Origin of the sequence: Mesorhizobium sp. NPDC059054, assembly GCF_042739215.1 — a bacterium.
In the GTDB taxonomy this organism is placed as follows: Bacteria; Pseudomonadota; Alphaproteobacteria; order Rhizobiales; family Rhizobiaceae; genus Mesorhizobium.
Map to the genome: position 1 here is coordinate 466,162 of NZ_JBHYHV010000004.1, position 13,048 is coordinate 479,209.

10 protein-coding genes are annotated in these 13,048 nt (G+C 63.8%); 1 reads left to right on the forward strand and 9 read right to left on the reverse strand.

From position 1 onward, the window contains the following. Position 1 precedes the first annotated feature (1 nt). Both ACFWXH_RS19500 and ACFWXH_RS19505 read right to left on the reverse strand, forming a co-directional pair. Positions 2–601 carry an HD domain-containing protein gene (locus ACFWXH_RS19500; RefSeq protein WP_379122951.1) on the reverse strand — a complete coding sequence of 200 codons (600 nt, stop codon included), beginning with the start codon at positions 599–601 and terminating at the stop codon, positions 2–4. Next, complete coding sequence (locus tag ACFWXH_RS19505; protein WP_379122953.1) at positions 598–1,749, reverse strand: TauD/TfdA family dioxygenase; 1,152 nt, start codon at positions 1,747–1,749, stop codon at positions 598–600. The genes ACFWXH_RS19500 and ACFWXH_RS19505 overlap by 4 nt, the downstream gene beginning before the upstream one ends. A 101-nt stretch (positions 1,750–1,850) precedes the next feature. Between ACFWXH_RS19505 and ACFWXH_RS19510 the strand changes: the two genes are divergently transcribed. Further along, positions 1,851–2,738 carry a LysR family transcriptional regulator gene (locus ACFWXH_RS19510; protein ID WP_379122955.1) on the forward strand — a complete coding sequence of 296 codons (888 nt, stop codon included), beginning with the start codon at positions 1,851–1,853 and terminating at the stop codon, positions 2,736–2,738. Between the two features lie 69 nt (positions 2,739–2,807). On the opposite strand, the gene ACFWXH_RS19515 is transcribed toward ACFWXH_RS19510, so the two are convergent. From ACFWXH_RS19515 to ACFWXH_RS19545, 7 genes are all read right to left on the reverse strand, one after another. Next, on the reverse strand, positions 2,808–4,460 hold the full coding sequence (locus ACFWXH_RS19515) for an ABC transporter substrate-binding protein (RefSeq protein ID WP_379122957.1): 1,653 nt from the start codon (positions 4,458–4,460) through the stop codon (positions 2,808–2,810). A gap of 94 nt (positions 4,461–4,554) precedes the next feature. After that, the gene (locus ACFWXH_RS19520) at positions 4,555–6,606 is read right to left on the reverse strand and encodes an FAD-dependent oxidoreductase (protein WP_379122959.1); all 2,052 of its coding nucleotides are present in this window, start codon (positions 6,604–6,606) and stop codon (positions 4,555–4,557) included. Between the two features lie 73 nt (positions 6,607–6,679). After that, positions 6,680–8,248, reverse strand: coding sequence for a trimethylamine methyltransferase family protein (locus ACFWXH_RS19525; RefSeq protein ID WP_054309809.1), 1,569 nt, complete (start codon positions 8,246–8,248; stop codon positions 6,680–6,682). Between the two features lie 85 nt (positions 8,249–8,333). Continuing rightward, entirely contained in the window at positions 8,334–9,230 is an 897-nt protein-coding gene (locus ACFWXH_RS19530) for a LysR substrate-binding domain-containing protein (RefSeq protein WP_379122961.1), read from the reverse strand. Between the two features lie 128 nt (positions 9,231–9,358). Continuing rightward, positions 9,359–9,901 (reverse strand): hypothetical protein, encoded by a 543-nt coding sequence (locus ACFWXH_RS19535; protein WP_379122963.1) that lies wholly within the window; start codon positions 9,899–9,901, stop codon positions 9,359–9,361. Next, positions 9,894–12,776, reverse strand: coding sequence for a sarcosine oxidase subunit alpha family protein (locus ACFWXH_RS19540; protein WP_379122965.1), 2,883 nt, complete (start codon positions 12,774–12,776; stop codon positions 9,894–9,896). Before ACFWXH_RS19540 ends, ACFWXH_RS19535 begins: the two co-directional genes overlap by 8 nt. Next, positions 12,773–13,042 (reverse strand): sarcosine oxidase subunit delta, encoded by a 270-nt coding sequence (locus tag ACFWXH_RS19545; RefSeq protein WP_054309812.1) that lies wholly within the window; start codon positions 13,040–13,042, stop codon positions 12,773–12,775. The genes ACFWXH_RS19540 and ACFWXH_RS19545 overlap by 4 nt, the downstream gene beginning before the upstream one ends. Between the last annotated feature and the right edge of the window lie 6 nt (positions 13,043–13,048).

A 13,048-nucleotide genomic window follows, 5' to 3' on the forward strand; every position in this document is an offset into this window, starting at 1 on the left:
ATCAGACCGCCGCTCGGCAGTGCTCGTCGACCACTCGCTGCACCATGGGCGCGTAATGCGCGAAGCCCGGGGTCGCCAGGCCGGCGATCTTTCCCGCGTCGTCGAGATGGCGAACCCGCACGATTTCCCGAACATTGGGATTCTTCTCGAAGATGGCGATCTCCTCCAAGCTCATCGGCCCGCCCTGCAGGTTCAGGGAGTGGATCGAAGCCGCCGACAATTGCCCGAAATACGATGGGTCCGTCGCGCAGATATAGCGCTTGGCGGCGACATGGAAGCGAACGCAGTCGATCACCAGATCCGGGAAGAAACGCTGCAACACCTCGGCACCGGCTTCCTCGTGATGTTTGTCATGCGTGTCGTCCATCGAGAAGGTGCCGAACTCGCTGGTGAAGTGGCCGATGTCGTGCAGCAGCGCAGCGACGATGATGATTTCCGGCTCTCCCTGCTGCTCGGCCAGATAGGCGCCCTGCAGCATATGTTCGGCCATCGTCACCGGTTCGCCGAGATATTCTTCCCCGCCGCGACGATCGAAGATATCGGCCAGGAAAGGGACAATCGTATCCGGGGTCAACGTGTCGGGGTTGGGCTTGCCCATCATGCCGCCTCCCGGTCCTGGCGTTCGATCGCCGCGAGCGTGGAGAGCAGGCCGTCCTTGTCGGCGTAGCAGCCCTGAAGCCACCGCGAGCCGCCGCCCGAATAGCCCTTTCGGGCATGCAGCACGCGTGTGTTGTCGACAATGAAGGATTCACCCGGCGACAGCTTGAAGGTCACTTCCATCGACGTGTCGTCTATGAGTTCGCCAAGCCGGCGATAGGCCGCGTAGTAGTCGGCCATGTCATCATATGGGACTTCGGTGATGGCGGCCGCCGAACGATTGTTGAAGCGAATGCCGACCAGTTCACCGTCCGGCGCAAGCTCGATCATCGGCCTTCGCGAACGCAGACACACGCCGGCGCTGCCGGCATATTCGAACCGGGCGCAATGGCCTGCCAGAAGGTCGAAATCGCGCGGGTTTTCCGCGCGCAGCCTTTCGCAGGCGCGGAATCCGTCCACGACCATGTTCTCGCCACCCTCGGCCGAATTTTCCAGGCAGTAGAGGATCTGCAAGGTCGGCACGGGATCGCGATAGGGATTGTCGGTGTGCGCCTGAAGCCCAAGCCCGGTATAAGCGAGGTTGGACGGGTTGACCTCTGTCCGCACCTCGAAATGGCGACCGTAGTTCGTCTCGCGAACATAGCCGAACAGCGATGCCACCTTGAACAAGGCCCCGCTTTCGACCGGGCCCCCGACAAGTTTGCCGAAACCGTAGCGCCGCACCCCGGCAAGCCAGGCGGCGAGCGCTTGCTGATCCTGGCTGACCGCGCTGAAATCGCCGATCGGGATCGCAGCGCCCAATGTCGCGTCCCAGGTTTCGATATCCGGCCCGGTCCACCCGGCGACGCGGTTCGCCTCGCTGTCATAGCTGTGGTCGGCAAGCCAATGGAGATCGTAGGGAATGGTTCTGTCTTCAGGCTGAAACGTTACATACAGCTGCCTGCCCTCGGCGCGCGCCGAGGCAATCGACGTATCGGCGGGGATATCGCCAAGCGTTATCAACCGTTGGCCGTTCCCCGGCGCGCGGGTTGTTTCGTCCCAGGCATTGTCGCGCAGCCAGATGGCGTGGAAGCGACGCCTGCCTTTGCCTGGAAGATCGAGCGCAAGCGCCTCGCCTTCGCCCAATATCTCGATCTGGGTGTTGCCTGCCATGGGTTGCTCCTCAGCGCGTCGTGATGGAATGGCCGCAGCTTGACACTGTGCTTCACATAAGCACAAACAACGATATCTGATGATATGACCCCAAATTGATTATGCCTCGGAACCCACAGACCCTGCCACCGCTGGAATGGATCCGCGTCTTCGAGGCGGCCGCGCGGCTCGGCAGTTTCACGGCGGCCGCCAATGAACTGGGCCTGACGCAGGCCGCGGTCAGCCAGCGCATCAAGAACCTGGAGCTTCATCTGGGTACCCAGCTTTTCACCCGGCAGGCGCGCGGCGTTGTTCTTTCGACGCAAGGAGAGGCCTGGCTGCCTCACGTGCAGGCGGCGCTGGCGGAACTGCTGCACAGCGCTGCCAACCTCTTCGAGCAGCCGCGGCGCAAGATCAGCATCGCGGCCTCCAGTTCGGTGATCGAGCTCTGGATCGTGCCCCACCTGGGTGACGTCGCGCGCCGCCTGCCGCATGTGCAGCTTTCATTCGAGACGATCCAGAACCTGCCGGACTATGAGCGCCTGGAAGTCGACTTCGAGATCCGTTTCGGCACCGGCAATTGGGCGGGCCGAGAAGCGATCCAGCTTTTCACCGAAGAGCTGACGCCACTGGCGTCGCCATCTCTGCTTGATGATGACCCGAACTGGCAAGATCGGCCGCGTATCGCCACCTCGGGACCGAGGGTCGGTTGGCGTGATTGGTCGAATGCGATGGGCGAGCCGCCCGGGCCAACACCCTTGCTGCGGTTCGACACTTTCGTGCAATCGTTGAGGGCGGCTGAAGCGGGCGCCGGCGTTTTGCTGGGCTCACTCGCATTGTGCGCGGACGTGATTGCTTCCGGCAGGCTGAAGCGACTGACGGATCGCACGCTGCGCATGGAGGCCGGTTATTGGATAAGCTGGGCACGCAGCCGTCCGGCCTTTGCCGAGCAGAGGGACCTGATCGATTGCCTTACAGCGAATGCTCCCGAGGGGTCGATAGGGATCTGAAATTCTATCCGACAAGCGGACAAGCAAAAAGCCGGCGCGTTGCGCCGGCTTTTCCTTGGAGCATTGAGATCAGGCCTCTTCCAGCCAGACGTTCTGCAGATCCATCTCGAAGGTCTGGTGGATGCCGTAATTCTTCACCCGCTTGCTCATATGGCAATAAAGCTTCTGCCAGTAGGGCTGGATGATGACGCCTGAATCCTGAAGGATCGTCTCGAGATCCTTCATCACCTCGCGCCGCTTTTCGACATCATTGATGGAAAGCGCCGTTTTGAGCTTGGCGTCGAAATCGGGGTTGGAATAGCCGGATTCGTTCCAGGCTTCGCCGGTGCGATAGCCGAGTGCCAGCACCTGGACGGCGAGCGGGCGCATGTACCAGATCGTCATGGAATAGGGGTACTTCGTCCAGTCGTTCCAGAAGGTCGAACCCGGCAGCACGGTGCGCTTGACCTTGATGCCGGCTTCGCGCAGCTGTGCCGCGATCGCGTCGCCGGTGTTCTTCTGCCAATCGTCCTCGATCGTTATCAGCTCATGCTCGAAGTCGGCCTGGCCGGCGTCGGCCATCAGCTTCTTGGCGCCGGCAGCGTCGCGCTCCTTCTTGGGCAACGCGTAGTATTCGGGCTGGATCGGGCTGACATGATGGTTCTCGCCGACCGTTCCGCGCCCGCTGTAGCCGAGCTGCAGCACGACATTGTTGTCGACAGCCATCTGCAACGCGTTGCGCACCCGCTGGTCGTCGTAGGGCTTGTGTGTGACGTTGGTTCGCGCCACCAGCGTCGTGGCGGTCGCCACCTCCGACTTGACGAGATCCATCTTGTCGAGGATGTCGATGAAATCGGCCGGCGTCTCCAGGTTGAGGTCGATCTCGCCCGACTCGAACGCATTCACCGAAGCGTTGAAATCGGTTCCGTAGTCGGTGAATTCGACGCCGTCGAGCGGGGCCTCGCCACCCCACCACTTGCCGTTCTCGCGTCGCTTGACCACGGCCTTCTGGCCGACGGCATAGGACACCAGTTCGAAGGGGCCGGTACCGATCGGCTTCTTGACCGGATCGGCGCCATCCGCGTCGAAGTTGCGATGGACGATGAGCGCCGGATAGTCGGTGAAGTTCGGGACGAGCGCGATATCCGGCTCCTTGAGCTTCAGCTTCACCGTATGGTCGTCGACCTTGGTGATCGCACCTTCCGTCGCCTTTCCGGTCTTCTCGTCGATCAGTGCGCCCATGCGCCCGGCCATGGAATTGCCGGCGGCGGCCTTTTCGCACCAGCGGGTCAGGTTGTAGGCGACGTCGTCGGCTGTGAAGGCATCGCCGTTGTTCCAGGTCACGCCCTTGCGCACATGCAGGACATATTCGGTCGCGTCGTCGTTGACGTCCCAGCTTTCGAGCAGCACCGGCTCGAAGGTGAACTCGCGGGTGTAGCGCACAAGCGGCTCGAGCCAGCTGCGGGAAACATTCGCAAGCTCCACCCAGTCATAGGTGCGGGGATCCTTCTGCGCCTTGACCGGCATCGATACGCGAAGCGTGCCGCCCTTCTTTGGCTCCTCGGCAAAGGCCGGAGCAGGAACAGCCAGGCCGACCATGCCATAGGCGAGCGCCGTCGATGCGCCGAGCGCGCTTGCCAGCGTCAGGAACTCGCGCCGGTCGACGCGGCCTTCCAGGACCTCCCTGGCCATCTCCTCGACGGCCGGGGGCACACGATCGCCATTGTTTCTGAAGAACCCCATTTTTTCTCCTCCCTTTCTTGTTTTCCTGGTTTGTATTTTCTGGACTAGTGTTCCCTGTATTTTGCTGGCGCGGCGCGGACCTTCGTGCAGCGCCTCATGTTCTCAGCGTGAACCTCACGGCGTCATAGACGGCGGCATGAATGTTCCTCGAGGCGACAGCATCGCCGATGCGGTAGAGGACGAAGCCGCCCGCCGGGTTGCGGTGCGGAAAGATGTCGCCGCCTTTGACCAGCCGCTCGTAGTCGACCGCTCCTCTATTGGTCGAAAGTGGCTTCAGCGTCAGGTAAAGCTCGTCGAGCGGCGCCGTGCCATGCTCGACCACGATCTGATCCACCAGCCTCGTCGCCTGCCACCCGTCGGCAAAATCCGAGCCCAGCGTCGCCACCAGCTGGTTGCCGTCGCGTTTGACCGCGCGCAGGCGCGTGTTGATGGTGATCGTCACGCCCTTTCGATGGAAGGCCCCCATATAAGGCACATGATTCAGCCCGCCCATTTCCGGCGCGAAGAAGCGCTCCGGCGAGACCAGCTCGAGATTCGCGCCTTGATTGGCGATGAGTTCCGCAGCGGTCATGCCCTGGTGGCCGCCATTGTCGTCGTAGAGCAGCACGTTTTCAGCCGCCTTCACGGCGCCGGAGACGATGTCCCAGCTCGAGGTGACCAGATCCTCGCCCGCTTCCAGCGGCGGGTTCTGCGGAATGCCGCCGGTGGCGATGACGACCACGTCCGGCTCCAGCGCCAGCACATCCTCGCTTTCGGCCCAGACATCGTAGCGGATATCGACGCCGAGCCGCTCGAGTTCAGCAAGCCGCCAGTCGATGATGCCGATCAGTTCCTTGCGGCGTGGGTTCTGTGCGGCGAGCCGGATTTGCCCACCGGCCTGCGAGGCCGCTTCCAACACCGTCACCTTGTGGCCGCGTTCAGCCGCCACACGTGCGGCCTCCAGTCCCGCCGGACCGGCGCCGACCACCACGATGCGTTCGAGCGCTCCATCCGTCCTGGCGATGATATGCGGGATCGTCGCCTCCCGCCCCGTCGCCGCGTTGTGGATGCACAATGCCTCGCCGCCTTCGTAGATTCGGTCCAGGCAGTAGGTGGCGCCCACGCAAGGGCGGATCTCATGCTCACGGCCCTCCATGACCTTTCGCATGATGTGCGGGTCGGCGATGTGGGCGCGCGTCATGCCGACCATGTCGAGCTTGCCGCTGGCGATCGCATGGCGCGCGGTCGCCACGTCCTGGATGCGCGCGGCATGGAAGGTCGGGAATTTCGTTGCCGCCCGCACCTCACCGGCGAAGTCGAGATGTGGCGAAGAGCGCATCCCCGTTACCGGGATGACCTTGGCAAGCGCGGCATCGGTCTCGATCGAGCCGCGGATGATGTTGAGGAAGTCGACCTTGCCCGAATTCGCCAGCCGGCATGCGATCTCGACGCCCTCCTGCTTCGAGAGGCCGGCGGCGAAATCCTCGTCCGCCACCATGCGGACGCCGACGATAAAGTCTTGGCCCACAGCCGTCCGCACCGCGTCCAGCACCATATCGGTGAAGCGCAGCCGGTTCTCCAGCGAGCCGCCGAAGTCGTCGTCGCGATGGTTGGTGGCCGGCGACCAGAAGCCGTCGATGAGATGGCCATAGGCCTCGAACTCGATGCCGTCGAGGCCAGCGGCCCGGCAGCGCTGGGCGGCCGCCGCATAATCCTCCACGATGCGCTCGATGTCCCAGTCTTCCGCCGTCTTCGGGAAGGCGCGGTGGGCCGGCTCTCGCACCGGCGAGGCCGAGAGCACCGGCAGCCAGTCGGCCTTGTTCCAACCGGTGCGGCGGCCGAGATGGGTGATCTGGATCATCACCTTGCAATCGTGCTCGTGGCAGGCATCGGAAAGCTCAGCCAGCCAGGGCACGATGGCATCGTCGTAAAGGTGTAGATTGCCGAAGGCAGCCGGACTGTCGCGCGACACGATGGCCGAACCCGCCGTCATCGTCAGCGCCATGCCGCCCTTGGCCTTCTCGGCATGATAGAGCCGGTAGCGCTGCTTCGGCATCCCGTCTTCCGAATAGGCCGGCTCGTGGCTGGTCGACATCACCCGGTTCTTCAGCACAAGGTGCTTCAGACGGTAAGGCTGAAGAAGAGGATCGTTTGTCAACGACGTCATGTGGCGGCCTGCCTGAACCTGAAAGGAAACTGCGGCCAGATCATGCCGATTCGTGACGCTGAGATCATCTGTTTCAATTGACGGTATCCGGAAGCCTTTCCTCGCGCCGCGCGATGAAGTCCTGAAGCGCCTCGGCGATGCCTTCGTCGAGTTTCGGCTCCTCGTAATCGGCCAGCATGTTGCGTGCCTTCTCGAGGCCGCGCGCATCATGGTCCTTTGCCCCTTCGGCCTTCCATTGCTCGTAGGAATTGAAATCCATGATGCTGGGGCTGAAGAAGGCCGTCTCGAAATGATCGAGCGTGTGCTGGGTGCCGAGGAAATGGCCGGCCGGCCCGACTTCGCGGACCGCCGCCATCGCGTCCTTGAAATCCTCGAACGGCACCCCGCCGGCATATTTGTACCAGCCGACGAGCTGCTCGCAGTCGGTAGCGAACTTCGAATAGCCGCAGGTCAGCCCGGCCTCCAGCCAGCCGGCGGAGTGCCAGATATAGTTGGCGCCGGCCAGGATCGCGGCATGCATCAGCATGTTTGCTTCATAGCCCGCCTGGGCATCGTTCAGCTTGGAGCCGACATGGAAACCGGATGTGCGCCAGGGCAACCGGTATTTCCGGGCGAGCGCACCCATCAGGTACATCATCTGGGCGGCTTCCGGCGTGCCGCCCATGGGAGCACCGGTTTTCATATCCACCGCGACCATGAATTGCCCATAGATCTGCGGCGAACCGGGACGCAGCAGCTGTGTGAAGGCGACGCCCGCCAGCGCCTCGGCATTGACCTGCGCCACGGCACCCACGGACGAGGCCGATGTCGAAGCGCCGCACAAAGCGAAGGGGGCCAGGATCAGCGGCTGGTTGTGCCGGGCATAGACCTTCATCGCATCGAGCATGGTTGCGTCCCACACCAGCGGCGAGTTGCAGTTGGTGATCGACACCAGCACCGGATTGTCGCGGACATAGTCTTCGCCGAACACGATGCCGGCCATGGCCATCGTGTCCTCGGCGCGATCCTTCGACGTCACGATGCCCATGAACGGCTTGTCGGAGTGCTTCAGGGCCGAGTGGATGATGTGGAGATGCCGCTTCGGCACCGGGATCTCCATCGGCTCGCAGATGATCGAACTCGACGAATGCAGCGCCGGCGCCATGTAGGCGAGCTTGTGGAAATTCTGCAGGTCGGCAAGCGTGCCGTAACGCCGGTTGTTGTCGAGATCGCGCACATAAGGCGCGCCATACATGGGCACGAAGATGGAATTCTTGCCGCCGACGCGCACCGTGCGCTCGGGGTTGCGCGCGTTCAGCGTGAATTCGGCGGGAACCTTCGACACCAGATCCATCAAGAGCGCGCGGTCAAGCCGGACCCGCGTGCCGGAAACATCGGCTCCGGCCTGCCGCCACAGCGCGATCGCCTCGTCGTCCCGGAATTCGCATCCGATCTCTTCGAGGATGGAAAGCGATTCCTGGTGAATCAGCTCGACAGCCTCGTCGGGGACGATCTCATAAGCGGGGATCTGGCGAACCAGCGTAGGCAGTGCCGGGAGGGCGGCGCTTCTCAGCGCCTTGCGCCCGACCCGCCCGCCGCCACGGCGGTGTGGAGCCGGCGTTTCCCCACCCTGGCCGACCTCTGCAACAGTCGCAACATTCATGCCTGACGTTCTCCCTTTGGCAAAGGAAACGCGTTGCAACCTGGTTGTTCAAGCGAATAAGGAACCCTGTTCGCTTGAATTCAACTCAACCATCAAGCGTAAGCAGCCAGTCCCGCAACAGCTCTGCCGGACGGCTGAGCGGCCGGCGTGCACTCCAGGTGACGAAGTAGGAATGCGGCGCTGCCACCTCAGCGGAGCCGAGTTGCACCAGATCGCCGCTTTCGATGAGTGGCGTCACCAGGCTTGACCAGCCCAGCACCGCCCCCTGCCCACTGCGGGCGGCCTGCAGCGCGATCACGTGGCTGTTGAAACGCCGCACGTTGAGACGCCGGTTCGGTGAGCCGAGCTCGCGAAAGAAGTCCGCCCAGGTGGTCCAGCTCCAGTCCATGCCTTCCACGGACAGCAGCTGGAGCTCGGCCAGGTCGTCGAGCGTCTTGACGGCATGCTGGCGAGCGAAGTCCGGGCTGGCGACCGGGAAGATGCGATCGTCATAGAGCTTGGCCGACAGTTCGTCCGGCCACTCGCCGCTGCCATAACGAAGCCTGAGATCGATGTCGGGACGGTCGAGACCGCGCGGATGATCGGAGATCACATGGTCCACGGCGATATCGTGATGGCCGCCCCAGAAGGCGCTCATGCGCGGCATCAGCCACAGATGCGCCATCGCCATGGTACAGCCGATGGTGACACTGGATTGCCCACCCGAGCTCTTGACCTGACGAAAGGTGGAAGAAATCCGCTCGAACCCCTCGTTGAGAGCAGTCGCCAGCGTTTCTCCCTCACGGGTCAGCTCGAGCGCGCGGTGCCGACGCAGGAACAGCGGATTGCCAAGTTCATCCTCCAGCATGCGGATCTGCTTGGAGACGGCGCCGGTCGTGACGTTGAGTTCCTCAGCCGCCTTGGTGAGGCTGAGATGGCGCGCGGCCGCTTCAAAAGCCGCGAGCGCGATCAGCGAAGGGAGGTTGTAATAGCGACGAACCATGACCGGACATTTGGCCCAGATGGATCATACACTGCAAGATGCGTCCTCCATCGTGGTATGGATCCCAGGGGCGCTTGAACCAGACAAGCCGACGGTCTCGTGGCGTCACAAAGAGCAACAAGGCGCGTTCAGCGATCCTTGCCGGTCGCCTCGATCGCTGCTGCTGCCGTTTCCATCCACGTCCAAAGATAGGTCGCCAGGCTGCGGTCGACATGGATGCGCAGCGCGGCTTCATGATGGTATAAGACCGCGCTGACGCCGCCGAAGGACATGGCCGCCGAGGCGCTCGCCGCGCGAGGATCGAGCGGCGTCGCGCGTGCGATCAGATCCGCCACTGCCGGACCTTCAGCTTCGAAGACGTGCAAGCCCGCGCTGATTGCCGTCACGCCGAAACCCTGTTCGTGCCAGCCGTTTTCCATGTCGAGTTGTGCGGTGGAAACCACCAGCAGCCGGTCGCGCGCGGCCTGCACTGAATAGCGCTCCCCTTCCGCCTTGCCGAAGGCCCCTGCTCCATGCGCGGGCAGACCCGAAACGCTGCTCCAGGCATCCAGGTCGCCGCTGACCAGATATTGGTTCAGCCCAATGCGCGTGCGGACGGTCAGGCCAGGCACTTCGATGACGGCTTCATGCCAGTCCGGCATTGGCGTCCATTTCTGGGCAAGGTCACGCATTGAGCCGTTCTCCCGTCGGATCGAAGGCGCACGGACCGGTGATCGTCGCGCGCCGCAACATGCCGAGATGCTGCAGGTCTATCGTCTCGCCATGGCGCGAGGCGCCACATTCGATCAGCGCCAACGCGATCGGCCGCTGCAAGGTAGGGCTCTGGTAGCTGGAGGTGACGAAGCCCTGGCTGCGCACGGTTCCTTCCGCCCTTGCGATGGCATGGGCGCCGGTGGCAAGCGATGCCTCGCCGTCGGCCACTTTCAGACCGACGAACTGGAGGCGGCGCTCCGCCGTCGCGACCTCGGTGAACAGCGAGCGACGCCCAACATAGTCGGTGCCGCGCTTCTGACGCGGGCCGTCGACGCCGAGATCGTGCGGCATCGTGGTGCCGTCGGTGTCCTTGCCGATGACGATGTAGCCCTTCTCGGCACGCAGCAACGTCATCGCTTCGAGGCCCATGGTGACGGCATCGAACGCCTTGCCTGCTTCCCGCATGGCGGCCCACAGTGCGTCGGCCCGGTCGGCCCGGATCGAGATCTCGTAGCTGCGGTCGCCGGTAAAGCTCACGCGTGCGACGCGCACCGCATCGCCGCCGAACCTGCCTGCGGCGACTGCCATATGCGGCAGCTCGCCATCGTCGAGCGAAACACCGAGCTCGAGCGCTGCGACCAGCGCCTTGGACTTCGGTCCCGATACGGTCAGCGTCGCCATGTCGGCGGTGGCGTTGTGGATATAGACGGCATCGCGGCCAAACCGGTCCTGACGCCATTCCTCCAGCCGCGCATGCACAGCCGCGACATGCGAGGAGGAACAGGAGACGATGAAGCGGTGTTCGTCGAGACGGACGAGGATGCCGTCGTCGAAGACGACGCCGTTCTCCGACAGCATGAAGCCGTAGCGGCAGCGGCCGGGCTTCAGCGTCGACATGGTGTTGTAATAGACGAAGTCGACGAACTCGGCTGCTTGTCGCCCCATCACTTCGATCTTGCCGAGCGTCGAACCGTCGAACAACGCGACTGACCGGCGCGCGCGGCGCGCCTCGTCCTGGATCACGGCGTCGGCATCTGCATCCACCCCGCCATAGTGTGCGGGCCGTAGCCAGCCGCCATATTCCTGGAACACCGCGCCGCTGGCGCGATGGACATTTTCCAGCGGCAGCCGGCGCACAGGCGACATCAATTCGCCGCCGAGCGCGCCGGCGAAACTGGTCAGGGGAACCGGCGTGAATGGCGGACGATAGGTGGTGGTGCCGACTTCGGGAACGGTGCGACCGGTGATGTCGGCCATCAGCGCAAGACCGGCCAGGTTGGAGGTCTTGCCTTGATCGGTAGCCATGCCAAGCGTGGTGTAGCGCTTGAGGTGCTCGACCGAAACGAAGTTCTCGCGCGCGGCAAGCTCCACATCCTTGGTCGTCACGTCATTCTGGTAGTCGATCCAGACGCGGCTTTTCGCACCGGCTTTCGGCCAGATCGGCATGATGGCGCCAGTGGCCTCGGTGCCGGTGCTGCGGGGCGTTGATGTCCCTGCCTGGCCGGCTGCCGCCTTGGCCGCACCGGCGAACACCTCCGACAATGCGACGGCGCCGGCTGCCGCGCCGGCGACCGTGATGCCCTCGACCGGGTCGCCGGGCAGGAATGCGGCGCGGTTCTCGTCCCAGGCAAGCTTGCCGCGGGCCTGGCAGAAAAGGTGGACCGTCGGCGTCCAGCCACCTGAAACCAAGACGCAGTCGGAGGGTAACGCGGTGCCTTCATCCAGCATGACGGCTTCCACGCGCATGTGGCCGTGCGCTGCGGCGACCGTGCGCCCACCGAGCTTCCTTATGCTCGCCGGAACAGCGATCCGGCTATCCGTGCGCGCATCGACGAGCGTCACTTCAGCACCGGCCGAGGCAACAGCGGCTGCGACTTCATAGGCGCTGTCATTGTTGGTGACGACGACGACGCGGCGGCCGGCCAGCACGCCGTAGCGACGCAGATAGATGAGCGCCGCGTCCGCCGACAAGATGCCCGGCAAATCGTTGTTGGCAAAAGGCAGCGGCCGCTCGATGGCGCCGGTGGCGAGCACGATCTGGCCCGGCCGGACCCGCCACAGCGTGTCGGGTCGGCCGTCATGGTGGCGCTGATTCAGCCCGACCAGACTGTGATCGTAGATGCCGAAGGCAGTGGTCGAGGTCAGCACCGGATGACCGTCTTGGCTGAGTTCGGCAATGGTGGCGTCGATCCAGGCCGCGGCCGGCTGTCCGTCGATTTCGGCTTCGCGATGCAGCAGCGAACCGCCGGGGAGAGGCTGGTCGTCGACAAGGATGACGGATTTGCCGGAGCCGGCCGCCGACCGCGCGGCCGCAAGTCCCGCCGGACCGGCGCCGACAACCAACACATCGCAGTGTCTATTGATCTGGTCGGCTGAGTCGATCGGCTTCCAGTCCGGGTCCACTCTGCCCAGCCCGGCCATGGCGCGGACACGTGGCTCGAACAGGTGCCAGTCTGGCCACATGAAGGTCTTGTAGTAGAAGGCGGCCGGGATGAAGCGGGCGAAACGGTCGAGGAAGGCGTTGCGGTCGGCTGCCGCGTTCGGCGAGGCGTTGACGCTACGGGTGATCAACCCATCGCTGGCCGGTTCGGTGGTGGCGCGTGTGTTGGGCGCGCGGTGCTGGTTTCCGACGACGTCGATCAGCGCGTTCGGCTCCTCGACGCCGGCGCCCCAGATGCCGCGCGGGCGATGGTATTTGAAGCTGCGGCCGACGACCGCGACATCCGCAGCCAGCAGCGCGGAAGCGATGGTATCGCCGGCATAGGCCTGGATCGTGCGTCCGTCGAAGCTGAACGAAAGCGGTCGCGAGCGATCAATGGCGCTGCCACCGGAGGCAAGGCGAAGCGCACTCATTCGCCCTGCTCCGCAAGACCCGACGCACTGGATGACGCAAGCTTGTGAGTGACGGTGTCGCGCTCCATCGCGAAGAACTCGCCACAAGTCATGTGAACCCAGATCTCGCGCGTCGCGCCCTTGGGATTGGAGCGCATATAAAGATAGTCGGCCCAACGCTCGGCGCCTACGTCGGCGCCGTCAGGCCGCAGGTTGCCGTGCTCGCCGCCATAGTGGAATTCGGTCTCGGGGCGCGGTCCGCAGAACGGACAGGTGAAAAGCTGCATGATGTC

Excerpts from the sequence above, each read along its gene's own strand:
- ACFWXH_RS19500 (WP_379122951.1), bottom strand. The coding sequence starts at position 601 with ATGATGGGCAAGCCCAACCCCGACACGTTGACCCCGGATACGATTGTC.
- ACFWXH_RS19505 (WP_379122953.1), bottom strand. The coding sequence starts at position 1,749 with ATGGCAGGCAACACCCAGATCGAGATATTGGGCGAAGGCGAGGCGCTT.
- ACFWXH_RS19510 (WP_379122955.1), top strand. The coding sequence starts at position 1,851 with ATGCCTCGGAACCCACAGACCCTGCCACCGCTGGAATGGATCCGCGTC.
- ACFWXH_RS19515 (WP_379122957.1), bottom strand. The coding sequence starts at position 4,460 with ATGGGGTTCTTCAGAAACAATGGCGATCGTGTGCCCCCGGCCGTCGAG.
- ACFWXH_RS19520 (WP_379122959.1), bottom strand. The coding sequence starts at position 6,606 with ATGACGTCGTTGACAAACGATCCTCTTCTTCAGCCTTACCGTCTGAAG.
- ACFWXH_RS19525 (WP_054309809.1), bottom strand. The coding sequence starts at position 8,248 with ATGAATGTTGCGACTGTTGCAGAGGTCGGCCAGGGTGGGGAAACGCCG.
- ACFWXH_RS19530 (WP_379122961.1), bottom strand. The coding sequence starts at position 9,230 with ATGGTTCGTCGCTATTACAACCTCCCTTCGCTGATCGCGCTCGCGGCT.
- ACFWXH_RS19535 (WP_379122963.1), bottom strand. The coding sequence starts at position 9,901 with ATGCGTGACCTTGCCCAGAAATGGACGCCAATGCCGGACTGGCATGAA.
- ACFWXH_RS19540 (WP_379122965.1), bottom strand. The coding sequence starts at position 12,776 with ATGAGTGCGCTTCGCCTTGCCTCCGGTGGCAGCGCCATTGATCGCTCG.
- ACFWXH_RS19545 (WP_054309812.1), bottom strand. The coding sequence starts at position 13,042 with ATGCAGCTTTTCACCTGTCCGTTCTGCGGACCGCGCCCCGAGACCGAA.